This is a genomic window from Affinundibacterium danionis (assembly GCF_042432465.1).
GTDB classification, from domain to species: domain Bacteria; phylum Pseudomonadota; class Gammaproteobacteria; order Burkholderiales; family Burkholderiaceae_D; genus Undibacterium; species Undibacterium danionis.
The window spans coordinates 150,164-169,344 of record NZ_JBHLXJ010000015.1; the positions used below are offsets into that span (position 1 = coordinate 150,164).

At 46.5% G+C, this 19,181-nt stretch carries 22 protein-coding genes; 14 read left to right on the forward strand and 8 right to left on the reverse strand.

What is annotated here, in order from left to right; translation table 11 throughout:
* The first annotated feature begins 126 nt into the window (after positions 1-126).
* Together ACFFJH_RS13945 and ACFFJH_RS13950 are read left to right on the forward strand one after the other, a co-directional pair.
* Positions 127-1,605, forward strand: a complete 1,479-nt coding sequence (locus ACFFJH_RS13945) for a S41 family peptidase (protein ID WP_390213461.1) — start codon at positions 127-129, stop codon at positions 1,603-1,605.
* Between the two features lie 211 nt (positions 1,606-1,816).
* On the forward strand, positions 1,817-2,359 hold the full coding sequence (locus ACFFJH_RS13950) for a peroxiredoxin family protein (protein WP_390213463.1): 543 nt from the start codon (positions 1,817-1,819) through the stop codon (positions 2,357-2,359).
* 93 nt (positions 2,360-2,452) lie between these two features.
* Here ACFFJH_RS13950 and purM read toward each other — a convergent pair whose 3' ends face one another.
* The gene (gene purM, locus ACFFJH_RS13955; RefSeq protein WP_390213464.1) at positions 2,453-3,496 is read right to left on the reverse strand and encodes a phosphoribosylformylglycinamidine cyclo-ligase; all 1,044 of its coding nucleotides are present in this window, start codon (positions 3,494-3,496) and stop codon (positions 2,453-2,455) included.
* A 229-nt stretch (positions 3,497-3,725) separates the two neighbouring features.
* Between purM and ACFFJH_RS13960 the strand changes: the two genes are divergently transcribed.
* The 9 genes from ACFFJH_RS13960 (at position 3,726) to ACFFJH_RS14000 (ending at position 10,186) form a co-directional block, all read left to right on the forward strand.
* Entirely contained in the window at positions 3,726-4,811 is a 1,086-nt protein-coding gene (locus ACFFJH_RS13960; RefSeq protein WP_390213465.1) for an AI-2E family transporter, read from the forward strand.
* 39 nt (positions 4,812-4,850) lie between these two features.
* Positions 4,851-5,528, forward strand: coding sequence for a DnaA regulatory inactivator Hda (hda, locus tag ACFFJH_RS13965; RefSeq protein ID WP_390213636.1), 678 nt, complete (start codon positions 4,851-4,853; stop codon positions 5,526-5,528).
* Positions 5,529-5,576: 48 nt separating this feature from the next.
* A complete protein-coding gene (locus ACFFJH_RS13970) occupies positions 5,577-6,257 on the forward strand; it encodes a histidinol-phosphatase (protein WP_390213466.1) in 681 nt (226 codons plus the stop codon).
* A 24-nt stretch (positions 6,258-6,281) separates the two neighbouring features.
* Positions 6,282-7,679: a polynucleotide adenylyltransferase PcnB gene (gene pcnB / locus ACFFJH_RS13975; RefSeq protein ID WP_390213468.1), complete on the forward strand. Its 1,398-nt coding sequence runs from the start codon at positions 6,282-6,284 to the stop codon at positions 7,677-7,679.
* Positions 7,680-7,707: 28 nt separating this feature from the next.
* On the forward strand, positions 7,708-8,184 hold the full coding sequence (gene folK, locus ACFFJH_RS13980; RefSeq protein ID WP_390213469.1) for a 2-amino-4-hydroxy-6-hydroxymethyldihydropteridine diphosphokinase: 477 nt from the start codon (positions 7,708-7,710) through the stop codon (positions 8,182-8,184).
* A gap of 28 nt (positions 8,185-8,212) precedes the next feature.
* Entirely contained in the window at positions 8,213-8,560 is a 348-nt protein-coding gene (locus ACFFJH_RS13985) for a DMT family protein (RefSeq protein WP_212684303.1), read from the forward strand.
* Between the two features lie 38 nt (positions 8,561-8,598).
* Positions 8,599-9,411 (forward strand): 3-methyl-2-oxobutanoate hydroxymethyltransferase, encoded by an 813-nt coding sequence (gene panB / locus ACFFJH_RS13990; protein WP_390213471.1) that lies wholly within the window; start codon positions 8,599-8,601, stop codon positions 9,409-9,411.
* Positions 9,412-9,509: 98 nt separating this feature from the next.
* The gene (locus ACFFJH_RS13995; RefSeq protein WP_390213472.1) at positions 9,510-9,764 is read left to right on the forward strand and encodes a type II toxin-antitoxin system Phd/YefM family antitoxin; all 255 of its coding nucleotides are present in this window, start codon (positions 9,510-9,512) and stop codon (positions 9,762-9,764) included.
* Entirely contained in the window at positions 9,764-10,186 is a 423-nt protein-coding gene (locus ACFFJH_RS14000) for a type II toxin-antitoxin system VapC family toxin (RefSeq protein ID WP_390213473.1), read from the forward strand. Before ACFFJH_RS13995 ends, ACFFJH_RS14000 begins: the two co-directional genes overlap by 1 nt.
* Before the next feature lie 81 nt (positions 10,187-10,267).
* Here the strand turns inward: ACFFJH_RS14000 and ACFFJH_RS14005 are convergent, their stop codons facing one another.
* Complete coding sequence (locus tag ACFFJH_RS14005; protein WP_390213474.1) at positions 10,268-11,287, reverse strand: DUF4365 domain-containing protein; 1,020 nt, start codon at positions 11,285-11,287, stop codon at positions 10,268-10,270.
* A gap of 307 nt (positions 11,288-11,594) precedes the next feature.
* Between ACFFJH_RS14005 and ACFFJH_RS14010 the strand changes: the two genes are divergently transcribed.
* The 3 genes from ACFFJH_RS14010 (at position 11,595) to ACFFJH_RS14020 (ending at position 13,214) form a co-directional block, all read left to right on the forward strand.
* Positions 11,595-11,909 carry a CopG family ribbon-helix-helix protein gene (locus ACFFJH_RS14010; protein WP_390213475.1) on the forward strand — a complete coding sequence of 105 codons (315 nt, stop codon included), beginning with the start codon at positions 11,595-11,597 and terminating at the stop codon, positions 11,907-11,909.
* Positions 11,897-12,190, forward strand: coding sequence for a type II toxin-antitoxin system RelE/ParE family toxin (locus ACFFJH_RS14015; RefSeq protein WP_390213476.1), 294 nt, complete (start codon positions 11,897-11,899; stop codon positions 12,188-12,190). The genes ACFFJH_RS14010 and ACFFJH_RS14015 overlap by 13 nt, the downstream gene beginning before the upstream one ends.
* Before the next feature lie 61 nt (positions 12,191-12,251).
* A complete protein-coding gene (locus ACFFJH_RS14020; protein ID WP_390213477.1) occupies positions 12,252-13,214 on the forward strand; it encodes a carbon-nitrogen hydrolase family protein in 963 nt (320 codons plus the stop codon).
* Positions 13,215-13,368: 154 nt separating this feature from the next.
* Here the strand turns inward: ACFFJH_RS14020 and ACFFJH_RS14025 are convergent, their stop codons facing one another.
* From ACFFJH_RS14025 to ACFFJH_RS14050, 6 genes are all read right to left on the reverse strand, one after another.
* Complete coding sequence (locus tag ACFFJH_RS14025) at positions 13,369-14,757, reverse strand: S41 family peptidase (protein WP_390213479.1); 1,389 nt, start codon at positions 14,755-14,757, stop codon at positions 13,369-13,371.
* A gap of 101 nt (positions 14,758-14,858) precedes the next feature.
* On the reverse strand, positions 14,859-15,560 hold the full coding sequence (locus tag ACFFJH_RS14030; protein ID WP_390213480.1) for an SDR family NAD(P)-dependent oxidoreductase: 702 nt from the start codon (positions 15,558-15,560) through the stop codon (positions 14,859-14,861).
* 190 nt (positions 15,561-15,750) lie between these two features.
* The gene (locus ACFFJH_RS14035) at positions 15,751-16,014 is read right to left on the reverse strand and encodes a TIGR02450 family Trp-rich protein (protein WP_390213481.1); all 264 of its coding nucleotides are present in this window, start codon (positions 16,012-16,014) and stop codon (positions 15,751-15,753) included.
* Positions 16,015-16,034: 20 nt separating this feature from the next.
* Positions 16,035-17,582, reverse strand: coding sequence for a cryptochrome/photolyase family protein (locus ACFFJH_RS14040; protein ID WP_390213482.1), 1,548 nt, complete (start codon positions 17,580-17,582; stop codon positions 16,035-16,037).
* Between the two features lie 8 nt (positions 17,583-17,590).
* Positions 17,591-18,979, reverse strand: coding sequence for a DASH family cryptochrome (locus ACFFJH_RS14045; RefSeq protein WP_390213483.1), 1,389 nt, complete (start codon positions 18,977-18,979; stop codon positions 17,591-17,593).
* Entirely contained in the window at positions 18,976-19,173 is a 198-nt protein-coding gene (locus ACFFJH_RS14050) for a DUF2256 domain-containing protein (RefSeq protein WP_390213484.1), read from the reverse strand. Before ACFFJH_RS14050 ends, ACFFJH_RS14045 begins: the two co-directional genes overlap by 4 nt.
* Positions 19,174-19,181: the final 8 nt, after the last annotated feature.

The following is a 19,181-nucleotide window of genomic DNA, read 5'->3' on the forward strand; positions in this document are numbered from 1 at the left end:
ATTATACTGCTCCACGACAGTAGCTCCTATAAACCATGAATAAAATGCGAATACGATTCGAAGAAACTCAGTGTTTTTTTTCAGACAAACCCGTACAAACAAAAAAAATCAATATAGGTAAAGACGATGACATACCAGCTCAGAAAAGCCACCTCTCTTTTTAGCAGCTTACTACTTGCGGGCTTGTTAAGTAGCTGCGGTGGTGGTGGAAGTAGTAACTCTTCGAGTGCCGATCTATGCTCCACAAACAGTGCGCTTTGCTCAGTTGCTGGCAATGGCAACGGCAATAATGGAAGCAATGGGAACAATAGCGGCACAGGCACACCGACAGGAAGTACGATAGGTGCGCCTTCGGTCTACGCTAACGTTTGCACGCCATCAGTAGAAAAAAATTGGGTCAGAGCACATTTGAACGACGTATATCTATGGTACAAGCAGATCGTTGATGTACCTCCCGCCAACTACAGCACACCACAATTATATTTTGATGCACTCCTAGTCAAAAAAAATGATCGCTTCAGTTTTACCGCGCCCAAAGATGAAATAGATGGCTACTTTGAAGCTGGTGAAGATGTTAGTTTTGGCTACAAACTAGTCAACCAAAATAATCAGTTACGTGTCACTTATGTGCAACCTAACTCCCCAGCCGATCTACAACAAATTAAGCGCGGCGCTCAGATCGTTGGACTAAATGGTACACCAATAGGCCAAGTCGGCTACGACGCTCAAGTCGCAGCACTATACCCGACCAGCTCACAAACAACGACGCGATTTGAAATCAAAGATGTCGGCGCCAGCGCCACACGCATAGTCGAGATGAAAGCAGCGACAGTTGTAACTCAGCCTGTTCTCCAAAGCAAAATCATTACCACTGCGGAGAGTCGCCGTTTAGGTTACCTCGTGTTCACCGATCATATCGCCACGGCATCCGACCCTTTGGTCAATAGCTTACGCAACTTCAAACAACAAGGAATCGACGACCTAGTGATTGATTTACGTTACAACGGCGGTGGTTATATTTATATCGCTAACGAAGTTGCTTCCATGATCGCAGGTAGCAAAGCACAAGGTCGTGTTTTTGAACAATTGCAATACAACGATAAACACAGCGACTGGACTGCTGATAGCAAGTTCTTCTTTACCAATAAATCCCGCTCTGGGCAAGACTTACCACAACTGAATTTATCGCGAGTCTTTGTTTTAACCAGCGCCCGCACTTGTTCAGCCAGCGAATCGATTATCAACGGTCTATCACCTTTCGTTCAAGTTATCACTATCGGCGGCACTACCTGCGGCAAACCCTATGGATTCTCACAAACAGATAACTGTGGGACAGCCTATTTTGCCATTGAATTTGACGGCATCAACGATGCGGGCAAAGGTGGATATGTCAATGGTTTTGCTCCGACCTGTCCAGCGACAGATGATCTAGAACACGAATTAGGCTCATTAAGCGAACGCTTGTTGGCTAACGCCGCAAGTTACAGTAAGTCTGGAACTTGCGCCCCAAGTGGCATTGCTGTACCGGCGGCACCGTTCCAAATCAATGGCACCATTATTGATCCAGATCCTCATCCTTGGAGAAACAATCGCATTCGTAAGTAAAAAAACAGACTTAGCAGACTTAGGTACAAAACTGGAATAATTAAGTCATACACCAAAGTTACAAACGCTTAACTTAAAGCCCGGATTCAACATCCGGGCTTTTTTTCAACGAAATCTGTAAGTTTATCTGCACTCATTCGACTAAAACTAAGTTAAGCCACAATCACGTCAAAGCACAACCTATCCTTAATATTAACTTTTAGCGAGTCGTATGATGCAGACATCAATCCGAACACCCTTTCTACCAGCCTGTCTGAGCTTGCTTCTTTGTTTCGCCGCATATACCACAACGAGCTTTCCGGCTGCGGCACAGCAAGTCAAAGCCAGCCCCAAATTAACACTGAGTGGCGCTGATTACTTGGGAAGAAAAATTGATTTAAAAGACTATGCGGGCAAAACCATCTTGGTCAGTTTTTATAGTGGCGGCTGCACCGTGTGTGCTAGAGATTTAAAACTAATGCGTGAATTTTATCGTGACAATTCAGCTAAAAATTTCGTCTTAATCGGCATCAATATTGATAAAACCAAAGCTGACTTTGAGATGTACACCAAAATAGTCGCAGCTAGTGTGCCTAAGAATCAGCAATTTCCGCTGATTTGGCGCGGCAATGCCGAGACTCTGGATGGATTCGGCACCATTAGCAGCGACCCTAGCCACTTTGTTATTTCCGCCAATGGGCAAATTAGCTTAAAACGCGAAGGCACGTTCAAATCTGAGGATTGGGATAATTTATGGGAAATTTTACATCCCTAAATTAACGGTAAACAAAAACAAATGGCCATAAAAAAACGCACTATCGAAGTGCGTTTTTATTTATAGCAAATTTAAAACGAAGCGTGACCTACATTACACCACGATAGTCTGATGTTCATCGCCTTCACGAGCACGAATAGAGCCAATCTTAAATACAGTTTCACCGGCCGCAGCCAATTGCGCCATCGCGGCATCCGCTTGATCTGCCGCAACGATCACGACCATACCGATACCGCAGTTGAATACGCGATGCATTTCTGCATCCGCTACGCCACCGTGTTGTTGCAACCATTTAAATAATGGTGGCATTTCCCAAGATTTGCTATCTAAGATTGCTGTCAACTTATCGCCCAATACGCGTGGTACGTTTTCTACCAAACCGCCGCCAGTGATATGCGCCATGCCTTTAACTTCCATGCTTGCCATCAAAGCCAATAAAGGTTTGACGTAAATACGAGTTGGCGCGATCAAGGCGTCTGCCAAACTACGGCCATGGAAATCCGCGTTTAAATCAGGATTCGCGACTTCGATGATTTTGCGCACCAAAGAGAAACCATTGGAATGAATACCAGAAGAAGCCAAGCCCAAAATCACGTCACCAGGGACAATTTTACTGCCGTCAATAATCTTGGTTTTTTCAACCGCACCCACCGCGAAACCTGCCAAATCGTATTCGCCTTCAGGATACATAGAAGGCATTTCCGCCGTTTCACCACCGATCAAAGCGCAACCTGCTTGTTCACAACCAAATGCAATGCCTTTGATCACGTCGGTAGCAGTTGCCACATCCAATTTGCCACAAGCAAAGTAATCAAGGAAGAATAAAGGTTCTGCACCTTGTACCAAGATGTCATTAACACTCATAGCGACCAAATCAACACCGACAGTGTCATGACGATTCAGATGAAAAGCCAATTTCAGTTTGGTACCAACACCATCTGTACCAGAAACCAACACAGGCTCTTTGTACTTTTTGCTGACTTCAAACATCGCACCAAAACCACCGATGCCAGCCATGACGCCTTCACGCATAGTACGTTTTGCAAACGGTTTAATCGCATCAACCAGCGCATCGCCAGCAACCATATCGACACCAGCGTCGGCATAAGAAAGAGAAACAGGAGTATTTGTGCTCATAGGATATTCGTCAGTAGGGGCTTGAGGCGGTAAAATAGCGGAATTGCCAGAAACTCGAATGTTCAACTTCATTAGTTAAGCGTAATTTCCCACTTAATTTTAAGAAAAAACGATTTTCAGCACATCCAAAACCGCTATTTTAACAAATTGACCTAGGTTTTACCTAGTTTTTAGGCAAACTAGCGGTTTCAACTCGCGGTTTCAACATTTGATAGGCCAAGAAAAGACTATGCCCTTTAATCTGACCAGCAATCAAAAGCAAACTATTACATGGCTGAGTGTCGCGCTCGCCTTTATTCTTTTGCTATCTTTACTCGGCCCGATTTTGATGCCATTTATCGTGGCGGCGATCTTGGCTTATGTGCTCAACCCTTGGCTCGATAAACTCTGCAAAATCAAAATCAAAGGAATTCACCTACCTCGCCCGATTGCGGCGACTCTGATGATTTTGTTGGTGGTGGCTTGTATTTTGGCTATCGTCTTGATCATGGTGCCGATTTTACAAAAACAAATTCCACTGTTACATAATCAAATTCCACAATTTCTAAATCGCTTTAACACTTTAGTTGGTCCGATTTTGCATGACTTCGGGATACAAGCCACTATCGATAGCGAAGGTATCAAAGCGATTATCAGCGATCATTTAGCCAGCAGCGGTGACGTGATTGGTAAAGCCGTGCTGTCCTCGATACGCGTTGGCGGTACCGCGGTTTTGGGCATGCTGGCCAACTTTATTTTGATCCCTATCGTTTTGTTTTACCTTTTAGTAGATTGGCACGCCTTAATTGGACGGCTGCGCAATTTCATCCCACGTCGCTGGTTAAAACAAACGCAAACTTGGTTTAAAGAAGTCGATGAATTGCTCGCACAATACTTGCGCGGTCAAATCATGGTGATGGTGATTTTGGCGATTTACTACTCCTTAGGACTCGCGATCGCTGGTTTTGATTTGGCATTGCCAGTTGGAATTTTGACGGGATTATTGGTGTTTATCCCCTACCTCGGTTATGGTTTAGGCTTATTTTTAGCCTTGGTCAGCGCAGTTTTACAATTTAATGATTTGCATGGCTTAGTCGCGGTTGGTATCGTGTATGGTGTCGGCCAAGCCTTAGAATCCTTTATTTTGACGCCAAAATTAGTGGGAGAACGGATAGGTCTGCATCCACTAACAGTGATTTTTGCCTTAATGGCATTCGGCCAATTATTTGGCTTCATCGGTATTCTGGTCGCATTACCGGCTTCTGCCGTTATTTCGGTTGCAGCGAAAAACTTGCGACTTTCTTACTTAAATAGTTCCTTTTATCGTCAATCTTAAATGATGCAATAACAGGTTTTTTTGACGATTTTCATGACAATGAGACAGCTTTTACTTGATCTAGATGCGGAAAGCCTTCCGTCTTTAGATACGTTTGTGGTCGGGCAAAATGCAGAATTAGCGCAAATACTGTGCTTATTCTCCGAGCGTACCGCCAGTCAATATGGCGAACGCTCCGTGTATTTATGGGGTGAACCGGGTGCAGGCAAAACCCATTTACTGCATGCGATTGCACAAGATCCACACACACGCTATATCAGCGCCGACGCGCCTGAAGAGCAATTTTGGTATAGCCCCGAAATTGATCTCTATTTGCTGGACGATTGTGATCAATTATCAGGTGCGGCACAAATCGACGCTTTTGCTTTATTTAATGAAGCCCGTGCAAACGGTGCTTTCTTTGTTGCAGCAGGCAATCATCCACCGATGATTTTGAATGTGCGGGATGATTTGCGCACCCGTCTTGGTTGGGGCTTAGTTTATCAAGTCATCGGATTATCGGATGAAGATAAGATCGATGCTTTAGAACGCGCCGCTCAGGCAAAAGGCATAGGATTAGCGCATGGCGTGTTACCCTATCTGATTACGCACTATCGCCGCGATATGCGTTCATTAACATCGATGTTAGGCGAACTGGATCACTATTCCTTAGAAACCAAGCGCCCGATTACGCTACCTTTATTACGTGAATTATTGCAAAGAGATCATGCGGAATAACTATTTAAGCAATCCGCCCATGACCAATGCTTGTGAGTAAAACTATCTATGCAAAACATCGCCCTTTTTGATTTAGACCACACCTTATTACCAATCGACTCTGATTACGAATGGGGCCAATTTTTATGCCGCGTCGGTGCTGTTGATGCGGATGAATTCGGTCGTCGCAATGCAGAATTCTTTGCACAATACCAAGCTGGCACTTTAGATCCAGTCGAGTATTTGGAATTTGCACTAGGCACTTTGGCGCAATTTTCACGTCAACAACTGAATGACTATCATGCACAATTCATGCAAGAAGTCATCGACCCTGCCCTACTGCCAGCGGCGTTTGATTTACTCAAACAACATCAAGAGCAAAACGACTTAATCGCGATCATTACCGCTACTAATCGCTTCGTGACACAACCGATCGCACAAGCGCTGGGCGTCGAACATTTATTGGCGGCAGAACCACATTTCGATGAACAAGGCAATTTGACTGGTAAACTGCGCGGTGTGCCGACCTCTGGCCCCGGCAAAGTCACGCATTTACACGCTTGGCTGGCGCAGCAAGGCAAGCAACTGAGCGACTTTACTAAGAGTTATTTTTACAGCGATTCTCAAAATGATATTCCTTTGCTCTCTATCGTGACGCACCCGATCGCGACCAATCCAAATCAACTCTTACTAGCCCATGCGCAAGCCAATGACTGGCCGACGCTGCAATTATTTGCGCAACAACATTAACAGTAACGACAACAAGCACGAAGCATGATTAAGAAATTTATCCGCAAAATCTTAGGCGTTAAGAATCCTGACGACACCCTCGATCAAGGCAAAGCCAGCGCGAAGAAAAACAAGCCAAAAGTCTTGAGTGCGAAAGAACATGGCATTGACCCTGCCTTGGTATCGAATAACGCGATACGCATCACGCAGACTTTGCAGGACAACGGATACAAAGCCTTTATCGTCGGCGGTGCGGTGCGTGATCTCTTGCTTGGCGTCAAACCAAAAGATTTTGACGTCGCGACTAACGCTACGCCCGAGCAAGTTAAACGCCTGTTCCGCCGTGCTTTCATCATTGGTCGTCGCTTTCAAATTGTGCATGTGATGTTTGGACAAGATCTGATTGAAGTCACCACCTTCCGCGGCGCTGCCAAGCATGAAGCGCCCAAAGACGAACACGGCCGCGTGTTGCGCGACAACACGTTTGGCGAACAACACGAAGATGCGGTAAGACGTGATTTCACCATCAATGCTATGTATTACGACCCCGCCAGCCAAACGGTATTGGATTACCACGGTGGCATTGCCGATATTCGCAAAAAGACTTTGCGCATCATCGGGGTACCAGAATTACGTTATCGTGAAGATCCAGTGCGCATGCTGCGCGTGGTTCGCTTCGCTGCCAAACTCAAATTCACAATTGACGACGATACACGTGCGCCGATCAAAGTGATGGCACCACTCATCAACAATGTTCCAAGCGCGCGCGTCTTCGACGAAATGCTCAAACTCTTAATGAGCGGTCATGCGATGGCTTGTTTGCAGCAATTACGCAAAGAAGGCTTGCACCACGGCTTAATGCCATTGCTCGATGTTGTGTTGGAACAACCATTAGGTGAACGCTTCGTCACCTTAGCGCTTGCGAATACCGACGAACGCGTACAGCAAGGCAAAACCGTTTCACCAGGATTTTTATTTGCCTCATTACTCTGGCATCAAGTATTAGAAAAATGGGAAGCCTACAAAGTCTCTGGCGAACTCCCTATCCCCGCATTGCACTTGGCGGCTGACGATGTCTTGAACACCCAAACCGACGCGCTCGCTCTACAGCGTAAAATCGGCACCGATATGCGCGACATCTGGGCGATGCAACCACGCTTTGAAAAACGCATAGGTAAAGCGCCTTACAAATTATTAGAGAATAATCGCCTGCGCGCTGGCTATGATTTCTTGTTACTGCGTTGTGCATCTGGCGAAATCGATGCCGAGCTTGGCGAATGGTGGACTGACTTTATCAATGGCGACGAACAAGAACGTGTGCGCCTTTTAAGTATCAAACCAAAAGCAAAATCAGCCGAGAGCGCACCTGCAAAAAAACGCCGCCCACGACGCAGCCCGCATCGTCAATCCGGCGGTAAGCCTAAAGCAGCGCCGACGGAATAAACTACTGAATAAATTACAGAATATCAGTATGACCATCACTGCCTACATCGGGATCGGTGCCAACCTCGGCGATGCACGCGCGATGGTTGAATATGCAATTGCGAAGCTCCGTAGTTTGCCGCAAACACAATTCGAGCAAGCCTCGTCACTGTTTATCACAGCTCCCATCGACTCCAGCGGCGATGACTATATCAATGCCGTGGTTGCAGTCAACACCGAACTAGAGGCGCTCGCCCTGCTTGAACATTTGCAAGCCCTAGAATTGTCGTGCGGGCGTGAACGTCCGTATCGCAACGCGCCACGCACCTTAGATCTCGACTTGCTGCTTTATGGTCAACAAATCATCGACGTGCCGCACTTAAACGTGCCACATCCACGCATGACAGAACGCGCCTTCGTATTAATTCCACTGCTACAACTCGATCCATTCGTTCAGATCCCAGGCAAAGGTGCAGCCCATCAATTTGCCCCAGCAGTGGCGGATCAAGGCATACGAAAACTCTAGCGTTCTTTAGCCTAAGCGAACTCAGCCCATGCAAATTCCTGTCATCGTTCAAACTACTGGTCTCTTAATCCTGTCGAATGTCTTTATGACTTTTGCATGGTATGGCCACCTTAAAAATCTCAATAGCAAGGCTTGGTATATTGCAGCATTTGTTAGCTGGGGCATCGCCCTTTTTGAATACTTACTCCAAGTCCCCGCGAATCGTATCGGTTACACTCAGTACAGTTTGGCGCAACTCAAAATTCTGCAAGAAGTCTTAACGCTCTTAGTCTTTGTTCCTTTTTCGATGATCTATATGAATCAGCCGTTTAAGTTAGACTACGTGTGGGCCGGATTATGCTTAGTCGGCGCTGTGTATTTTATTTTTAGAAGTTAGGCTTCAAAGTCAATCAACTTCACACCAAAGGAAACATCGTGGCTGAATACTTACAAGACCGCAAAGCGGTCACCATCACGACACTCAACACCCTGCGCGAGCAAGGCGAAAAGATCACCATGTTGACCTGCTACGATGCCAGCTTTGCTGCCATGATGGATCGATGCGGGGTAGAGATTTTATTGATCGGTGATTCGCTCGGTATGGTGTGCCAAGGTCACAGCTCCACCCTACCCGTCACCAACAATGACGTCGCCTACCACACCGCCGCCGTTGCACGCGGCAACGACAAAGCCTTCATCATCGCCGACATGCCATTCGGCACCTACGCCACACCTGAATCTGCATTTAACAACGCAGTGCAATTGATACAAGCTGGCGCACAGATGGTCAAAGTCGAAGGCGGTACATGGATCGCCCCCATCATCAAATTCCTGACCGAACGCGCCATCCCCGTCTGCGCCCACCTAGGCTTGACGCCACAGTCGGTTCATCAATTAGGTGGCTACAAAGTCCAAGGCAAAACCACCGCCGCCGCCGACTTACTCAAAGCCGAGGCGCAATTATTACAAGAAGCCGGAGCGAGCTTATTAGTCTTAGAAGCCATCCCCGCAGGATTAGCCAAAGAAGTCACCGATCTCTTACACATCCCCACAATCGGCATAGGCGCAGGCCCCGATTGCTCCGGCCAAGTTTTAGTCATGCACGATTTACTCGGCGTCTTCCCAGGTCGCAAAGCGCGTTTTGTGAAGAATTTTATGGACGGTCAAACCAATATTGATGCGGCGATTAAGGCGTATGTGGCGGCTGTGAAGGATAAGAGTTTTCCTGCGCCTGAGCATTGTTTTTAAACCTCTTGCGAGCAATCGTCTAACGCGCAGCTTTCTTTGCTTGTACGACAAAATCACTTGTAGTAACATACCTACATACCCTTAAGCGAGGTGCTGCCATGACAATTACAACCTTCTCAAGTCGTGAATTTAATCAACACGCGAGCGAAGCCAAAAAAGCTGCGAATAATGGTCCCGTATTTATCACTGACCGTGGATCGCCAGCACACGTTCTATTGAGCATAAAAGATTACCAACGCCTCACGGAAGGTCAGCAAAAAATTGCCGACTTATTGGCAATGCCAGGTGTTGAAGACATAGAATTTGAAATTCCGACCAGGCGTGAGCTTGCTCGATCTGAGGACTTTGCTTAATGTTCATCCTCGACACAAATGTAGTATCCGAGTTACGAAAAATTCGACTTGGAAAAGCAGATGAGCATGTTGCCAAGTGGGCTGATAGCGTCAACACTAGCGATTTATATCTGTCCGTCATCACGATACAAGAATTAGAAATCGGCGTGCTCTTAGTTGAACGCCGCGGCTCGTTGCAAGGTGCCACGTTGAGATCATGGCTAAATAATCACGTGCTGCCAGCATTCGCCAATCGCATCCTCCCCATCGATACAGCGGTTGCAAGACGCAGCGCGCAACTCCACGTACCCAACCCACAACCCATTCGAGACGGCTTGATCGCTGCCACAGCATTGGTGCACGGCATGACGGTTGTGACGCGAAACGTGGATGATTTTAAATCGACCGGGGTTCAGTTATTGAATCCTTGGATGCACATCTGAAAATCCAAATAACTCGAAATAATCAGAAACTGTAAAGAAAACTGAGTAGATCGACGGCTTATCCAGCGCCAGAAAAAATTGTTAGGTATCTTTTGACAGTTCTTTGAGTCCAAGAGCACATAATACTTCGTCTGAAATACGCCTATTCTCTTCCAGTGGCATATTCAACCATACGGTCATTTCATTTAGTCCAGGGAAATGACTCTCAAGAAATTCTGCAATTTCTATAGTAGTAAATTCTACGCGTATCTTATTGTTTGGATCAGGCTTTCTTGAATGAATTTCTACGTTTGTCAAACATAGTGCTATCGTTTTCAGAGTTGCAGCACGTTCTCCAGTATAAGCAAAGAAAAATAACTCTGGAAGTGCTTCAACCAAGATCGGGACATATCTTCGCATTTCGGAAATTTCGTAAAGCTCGCGAATATCTTCATCATATCCGTAAAAACTAATTTCCACTTTCCCTTGGCAGTGTGCAGCAATTTCTCTCGTGCCTTTTATTCGATCAAAAAAGCTCCGGATAGGCGAAGTATTTAGTGCCCGCACGTCATCACGATCAATAATAAAGTGAAAGTGCTCCGAAGTTACAAGTACTTCGTTAACATCCCAGTAATGCTGAACTTCTTCAAGAATATTTGAAGGTGGCGGCAATAAGTCTAAAATTGTTTTTTTTGATCCATTTAGTTTATTTTCAAACGGAATAGTAATTTTCCAATTCTCACCAGCTCTCGACGTGATTTCTGGACTAAAAACAACCCAGTAAATATCTTTTGAGCTAGGATGACAAATGGCAATAAGAACGGGCGCTGGATAATTTACGAGATAATTAAAGTGCTTAATATCGCCTCGAAAAATGTATCCCCATTGGTTCTTTTCTTCAAAGAATGACTTGCCATATTTTATCTGTAGGGCAATCATCTGACCGGTTACAGTTCCATCTTCAAGAATAATATCCACTTGCGCATCAATACCAAAATCATGCTCCTGATGATTTCTTTTAAATAGCCAACCAAATTCCTCGTTGATTACGCGCGATACCAAATCGACTCCACGGTCGCCTTTTTGTGCAGCTTTACTGTAAGTAGGGAAGCCTTTACTCATGATGTCCAATATGACTTTCTCAAAATACCAAGATACCCGAACATAAAAAAATAAACAATTAGTTTCTTTAATATTACGAGCCTCGCACACTAGACGCATCAGAGCAGAGTAAACCTATTACATTCGACAGCTATATTCCCAACATCAACATAAGCTTGGATTCTCCCAACGGGCATGTCCAAGAGATAGTGATGGAAAACAGAAATATCTTACATCCAAGTAATGCAATAAAAAACTACATTGCTAATCAAAACAAAAGGTGCTACTTTAGTGTTACCTACTATTTTTCAAAGCACCGAGGCTTGCTATGTCCACGACATCACTCAAACTACCCGACGAACTCAAGCAGAAAGCGAGTGCTGCTGCGATGGATTTGGGTGTCACGCCACATGCCTTTATGGTGGAAGCGATTCGTAAAGCGACGCTCGCGGCAGAAAAACAAGCTGCATTGATCAATGATGCAGAGGCCGCACGTGCTGCAACTTTGAAGTCAGGATTGGGCTATGCGGCGGATGAGGTGCATCAACACTTGCGTGACCGTATTCAGAAAAAAATGGACGCGGCGAGTAAGAAAAAAACTGTCGAGCCTACAAAACTCACTGCCAAACCATGGCGCGCATAATTTATTCACAACGGGCGCTTGATGATCTCGAACGACTCGTTGATTTCTTATTCGACGGTGATCCGAACGTCGCTTTACAAACCGTCGATTTAATTCAAGAAGCTATTTCGCTACTGGAGCATCATCCACTGATTGGTCGCCCAATAAAAAATGAATTACGCGAGTTAGTGATTTCACGCGGCAATACTGGCTATGTTGGGCTATACAGTTTTGAAGAAATCGATGATGTGATTCTTGTTCTAGCGATTCGGCATCACCGCGAAGCTGGCTATCAAGATTAAATTTAGATTGAGACTTTCACCATTCAACATTCTCCTTCCACTCTATCTCACAAACATTCTCATGATCACCAATCACCAAGACAAAATCACCGTCGCCCTAGCCCAAATCGCCCCTGTCTGGCTCAACCGCATCGCCACCACCGCCAAGATGCTTGATTACGTGCGGCAAGCCGCACAACAAGGTGCTCGCTTGGTTTGTTTTGGTGAGACTTTATTACCCGGCTATCCGTTTTGGTTAGATCTAACAGATGGCGCACGTTTTAATGATGAGGTGCAAAAGGATTTGCATGCGCATTATGTGGCGCAAGGCGTGGATATTGAGGCGGGTGATCTTGATGCATTTTGTGCGGCGGCGAAACAGTATCAGATCGCGATCATGCTCGGTTGTTTGGAGCGTCCGAAAGATCGCACGGGTTACAGCGTGTATTGCTCTTGCGTGTATATCGGCGCTGATGGTGTGATTGGCTCGGTGCATAGAAAATTGATGCCGACTTACGAAGAGCGCCTGACGTGGGCGGCGGGTGATGGACATGGTTTGCGTACGCATGCGCTGGATGGTTTTACTGTAGGTGGTTTGAATTGTTGGGAAAACTGGATGCCTTTATCGCGTGCCGCTTTGTATGCACAAGGGGAAGATTTGCATGTGGGGATTTGGCCTGGCAATTTGCGCAATACCGAAGACCTAACTCGCTTTATTGCGAAGGAAGGCAGAAGTTTTAGTGTTGCCGTATCGGGTTTAATGCGCAAGCAGGATTTTCCGGCGGCTACTCCGCATCTGGATCTCATTCTGGCGCGTTGCCCCGATGTCTTGGCGAATGGTGGTTCGTGTATCGCTGCGCCGGATGGTAGTTGGGTTGTTGAACCCGTAATTGATCAAGAGTGTTTATTGATTGCGACTTTGGATAGAAATCAAGTACGACGCGAGCGGCAGAATTTTGATGTTGCTGGACATTATTCTCGACCGGATGTTACGCGTTTGGTAGTGAATCGCCAGCGTCAGCAGTTGGCTAGTTTTGAGGATTGATTTGTTTTTGCTGCGCTGGCAATTAAAGTTTACTCGCTTGAATACGTTTGCATTTGCTGAAGCGCCCTCATCCCCTGCCCCCGAATTTGCAACCTCGCCGCTTGCGGGAGAAGGGAGTTTCCGATAGTGCTTGTACTAAGACACTTGGTTCAATTTACTCGATAGCACTTACCAATTTGACGACGCTGTCTTGCTGCATGTTTTTTAAAGTTTGAATTGCTGCTTCTAAGCCTGCATCTTTGTTTGCACGCAAATCCATCTTGTTCAAAATCACTTGTTGATCAGGGATCACGCCGACGCGTTCTATGCGTTTGCCATTAACGGGGGCGAAGTCAATTTCGCTATACGCCAGAGCACCGCCACCTGGCACATTGGCATAGCCCATATAGCCGAGCAAGCAGCCGCAGCTTGTTTCACCTAAGACTTTGGCGCGGCCTATGGCTTGCAAGCTGCTGGCGAGAAATTCGCTCGCGCTTGCGCTGTCGCCATCGACCAAAACGACCACGGAGCCAAGATAAGGATTTTTCACTCCGCGCAATTCAAGCTCTAATTTGCCGGTGCTAATTAATCCAAAAAACAAAGCCGGCGGTTTGCCGCTGCGCGTAATGCGTTTACCAATCGGCACGGTTCCTTGCACTAATTGATTCATCATGCCGAGAGAAACACCGAGTGAGCCGCCACCGTTTCCACGTAAATCAATGATTAAACCTTTGGCCTCGCGCACTTTGTCATAATTGGCTTCGATTTGTTTGCCTAAGCTGGCATCAAAACTACTCATACGGATATAGCCAATCTGTTCATCCAACATTTTCCCGTTGAGACTATCGCTAACTGGCAATTGGGTGCGTTGTAAAACGACATCCACAGTGCTGCCATCATTCCGTTCTATTTGTAGAGCGATGCTGTCGGTTGGAGCATCCAAGTCACCGCTATTCAATATGCGTTTCACTGACTTGGCTTGCGCTCGTTCAGACGAATTTTTACGCACCTTACTCAACTGCAAGCGCCACCAATCATTTGCATCGACGCCTTCAATTTTTAATAGACGATTACCTTTAGTGATGCCTGCTTTCTCAGCGGAGGAATCTTTCGCAACGCCCGTCACAATCACTTCGCCTTGCAATTCTGCGACACCTAAGCCAATGGTGTAAGCGGCCTTCTCTTTAAAATAAGCATATTGTTTTGCTGAGAGCACACGGGTATGCGCGTCACCCAGTTCGCCCACCATGTTGTCTAAACTCTTCCAAAATGCTTCATCACTTGGGGCGCTAAAAATACGAGGTTGATATTCTTCACCAACTTTTTTCCAATCCACACCATTCAAGTTCGGATCAACATAAGCCTCATTGACGCGGTTCCATACAAAATCATAAGCACGTTGCTTGGTGTCGCTATCTAGCGCGACGCCAGCCGCAGGGGCATTATTTCCGAATCCGCGCGTGAGTATGTGATTCGGGTCTATCGCAGCACAGGCAAGCAGCAACTGAATGAGCGCTAAAGACAAGCTCCGTTTCAGCCACAGTTGAATCGTCATTTTTTGCATGCGCTACTCACTTTCTTGATTAAATGAATCAAAATGAATTAATTAGAGGTTACAGTGGGATTACAGTATGGTAAGCGCATTCTAACTTTTCAAGCCAGTAATTACCACGGCAAGCGTTCTCCTTTATAACTCAAAAAACTCCCATGATCGTCTGCTTGTAAGCGATCAATCACCTCTAACATTTCTTGCGCTGCTTGCTCGGCAGGTCGACCAATCTCTGCACCACGAAAAGGCTGTGATAATGCCGAGTTGACTGTGCCCGGATGCAGCGCAAAGACGATCGCGTTGGGCTGGGTTCGTTTAATTTCTATGGCAGCAGTTTTGATCATCATATTCAATGCCGCTTTCGATGCGCGATAGCTATACCAGCCACCGAGGCGATTGTCTTCTATGCTGCCTACCTTCGCCGAAAGCAGTGCGAACACGCCTCGCTGTTTATCGAGCAGCTTGGAAAAATGTCGCAGAACGATTGCTGGACCAAAAGTATTCACCATAAAGGTCGCTTGCATTTGCGCCATGTTCAAGTCCGCTAATTTTTTCTCGGGCATGAATTCCTGCTGATGCAAAATACCAGCGGCGTGAATAATCAAATGAAACGGCCCTTGTGCTTTGATCTGTTCTGCCGCGCTTTGTATGCTAACTTCATCAGTTAAATCGATTGGCGGAACCGAGTTTCGATGAAGTGCAACCACGTCGGCACAGCGCGGATTGTGCTGCAAGGCGCTGACAAATGCTGCACCGATTGCTCCGCACGCACCGATCACGCATGCACGGAATTGTTCTGGGAAGGAGTGACATTGCATGGGGTGGACCTCTGTCGAAATAAAAACTAAATTATTTGGGGATTCTTACTTGGAATTCCGCCCGTTCAAGGGGCAAGCTAGGGTCAGGATGGGTTTGATTTGAACAGGAAATTTGTCAATCGCTCATTGAAACCCATCCCCATCCCCATCCCAACCTTCCCCTTGAAGGGGAAGGAGTTTGTAGAACACATCACAGCCAACCTTGCTTCCATCGTTCGGCATCTTGTAATTCTCGCCAAGCAATGATTTGTTTATTACCCGAATAAACTGCTTCCATCTCGATTTCAGTAATCGGTAAACTCAAGTCTTCAGGTTGCAGCACACGACTGACCAAAAAATGTTTTTGCTTGGCGATGACCTTTACCGCTGTCCATTTCGTCAGCAAAAGCTTTTTGGGATTGAGTTGAACTGGGCGATCTCTTGCCTGTGATTGCGCTTGATTAGGAGAATGCATTTTTACCTCACTTTTTAAAGTCACAGCGCATCTAAATTCTGACGCAAATAAATCGCTCGTTCGCTCAAATCCTGCCGTGCTTCTGCACTCATTTTTCTTAACTGCGGATACACCATACCGATGCGTGGATTGCTCGCTAATTGTTTTTCATTACGCGAGAAAAAATCCCAATATAGCGCATTGAACGGGCAAGCATTTTCGGTGGTGCGCTGCTTTTTATCGTAATGACAGCCCTTGCAATAATCGCTCATGCGATCAATGTAAGCAGCGCTCGATACATAGGGCTTAGTCGCTAACACACCACCATCAGCGTATTGACTCATGCCCAAAGTATTCGGCAATTCCACCCACTCAAATGCATCGATATACACGCCGAGATACCATTCATGAACACGCTGTGGACGCAAACCTGCTAGCAGCGAAAAATTGCCGATCACCATCAGGCGTTGAATGTGATGTGCATGCGCTTGCTGTAAGGATTGTCCAATCGCATGCGATAAGCAGCGCATCTTGGTCTTGCCCGTCCAAAACCACGTCGGCAATTCGGCTTGATGATCAAATACATTTTCTTGCGCATAATCGGGCATAAAATGCCAATACACGCCACGCACATATTCCCTCCAACCGAGGATTTGTCGAATGTATCCCTCGGCGGCGGCAATCGATACTTCGCCACGTGAGTACGCGGCTTCTACCGCGGCAATCACCTCGCGCGGGCTTAGCATCTTGACGTTTAATGCGAACGACAACAACGAGTGAAATAAACGCCATGCCTTGCTACTCATCGCATCTTGAAAATCACCAAAATGTGGCAATGCCAAACGCACGAAGGCCTGCGATTGCGTCAAGGCTTCGTCACGGTGTAAAGGCCATGCAAATGCGTTGGCGTTCGGCTCGCCAAAACTTTTCACGCCTGCATTTTGTATCGTCGCCCACAAGGCACTGTGATCGTGGCGTGGTCGAAAATCTTCTGGTTCCCACGGCAATCCTGGCCATGCTTTACGATTATCGTGATCAAAATTCCATGCACCACCAGTGGGATCTTGCCCCGTCATCAGCACTTGATATTTGACGCGCATTTGTCGATAGAAATGTTCCATCAACCATTTTTTGCGGCCTTCAAAAATCTTGCCCGCTTCTTCTCTTTGCGTTAGAAAATGTTCGCTATCAAACATATAGCAACGCAATGCGGTAGTTTGCGCAAATGCTTGTAATTGCTGATCCAAGCGATACTCATCCGGCGCCTGATATTGAAATTCTTGCGCATGCACCATTTGTGCCAGTTTCTCAATATTCGCGGGAATCGCATGTAGATTATCTGGATCATCTATCGTCAAGTAATGCACACGATGTCCTGCCAACTGCAAACGGCGCGCAAATTCGCGCATACCAGCAAAGATCGCGATGATCTTTTGCGCATGATGCAGCACATAATCCGTCTCTTGACGCACCTCCATCATCACGTACAACACATCGTCTTGCTGATGCGCAAACCAACTGTGTTGTGAATTTAACTGATCGCCTAAGATCAGGCGCAAGGTATGCGCTGGCTGCTGATTGTTGTTCATGATTTGGTTTACCGTGAGTTCCAAAGTGTTCGATAACTTCCGTCTGCATCATGCTGTTTTGCTTGCTTCTTCGGATCAAACCAACGCCCGCCTAAATAGCCGCGAGGATCGGTTCCAAAACCCGCCAAGTACAAGCAATTTCCTTGGTTGCTGTACACATCGTAATCAAGCAATTGCGATTCAAACCAAGCAGCAGCAACGCGCCAATCACCACCTAACTCATGCAGCCAATAACTGATGACTTGCTGACGCAGGCGATTCGATAAATACCCAGTACTGGTCAGCTCACGCATGGCAGCATCAATCAAAGACTCACCCGTCATCGATTGCGTCCACGCTTGAAATTTTTGCGCATCAAAAGCAGGCAAATCGACGGGTAGTTTTGATAAACCGCTGGCGCGATACAGCCGCACGCCGTACTTGCAATGCAAATAGCGAAAATAATCACGCCACAGCAATTCAAACCAAATCCAGTAGGTGCTGTCGCTTTGTCCTTTCTCCGCTTCAAACTCGCGCAATGCAGCCATTACTTGCGGTGCCGAAAGCGCACCACTCGCCAGCCATGGCGAAAACTTGGTCGAAAAGCGCGTACCCTGTAATTGATTACGTGTTTGTTTATAAGAATGTGGTAAATCAGAAGAGTAGTAGTTTTTTAGATGCGCATGTGCAGCGCGACTGCCGCCGCGAAACTCGGGCAAGAAATAGGGGAACGAACTGCGCACATCGTGAATATCATGCATGACTTGAGTATCAACATCATCAAGGGCGTCAAGTTGAGTCTGGCTTTGCTTACTCAGATGCACAGAAAATTTTTCTAATGTGGCGTCACGCAATGCGAACGATGCAGAGAGTGCACATGTCACTACTTGGCGTATCGGATAAGCCGCGTGTTCTATCTTGTGTCGAAATGCCGTGAACTGATCTGGCATCTGCGCTATGTCGAAGTCGAACGATGTTGGATCGTACATTGTCGATTGCCATACCGCCTGCACATCAATCTTCAATGCCCGCACAGCATCTACCTGCGCGCGCTCTTCTGGTGCCGCGATATCTTCGCAAAAGATGGTCTGAAGCGTATAGGTTTGCGCTAGTGCCGCCAAAAATGCTGATTGCGCGCTTAGTTCTCCTTCCAATTCCATCAATTCAAATCCAAACTGCTGCAACTGCTCGCGTAAATCTAACAAACTATCGCGCAAAAAATATCGACGATGAGCCGATAAACGCGCAAAACCCCACTGCGTTTGTTCGACATGCAAAGTGCCTTGCGCAGAGGTGTGACAAAACAGCGGAAGCAATTGCGCTCCAGTGTGCTGCGCGTATGCACAAGCAGCATTCAACGCCGGATTATCCTCAACCCGAAGATCATTTCGAAACCAATAAACAACTAGTTTTTTCATATATGCTTTACCGAAGCAATTGCGAGAACATCCATCGATTTTTTCACCGATACGCTAGGCCGTGCTCGACGACAACGCTCAGAGCAATACTTGACTGAAGCCCAGTCTTTTTCCCACTTCTTACGCCAAGCAAAAGATAATCCACAGCCTTCGCACAATTTGCTTGGCAGATCCGATTTTTTACGCATTTTCATGGCGCGCT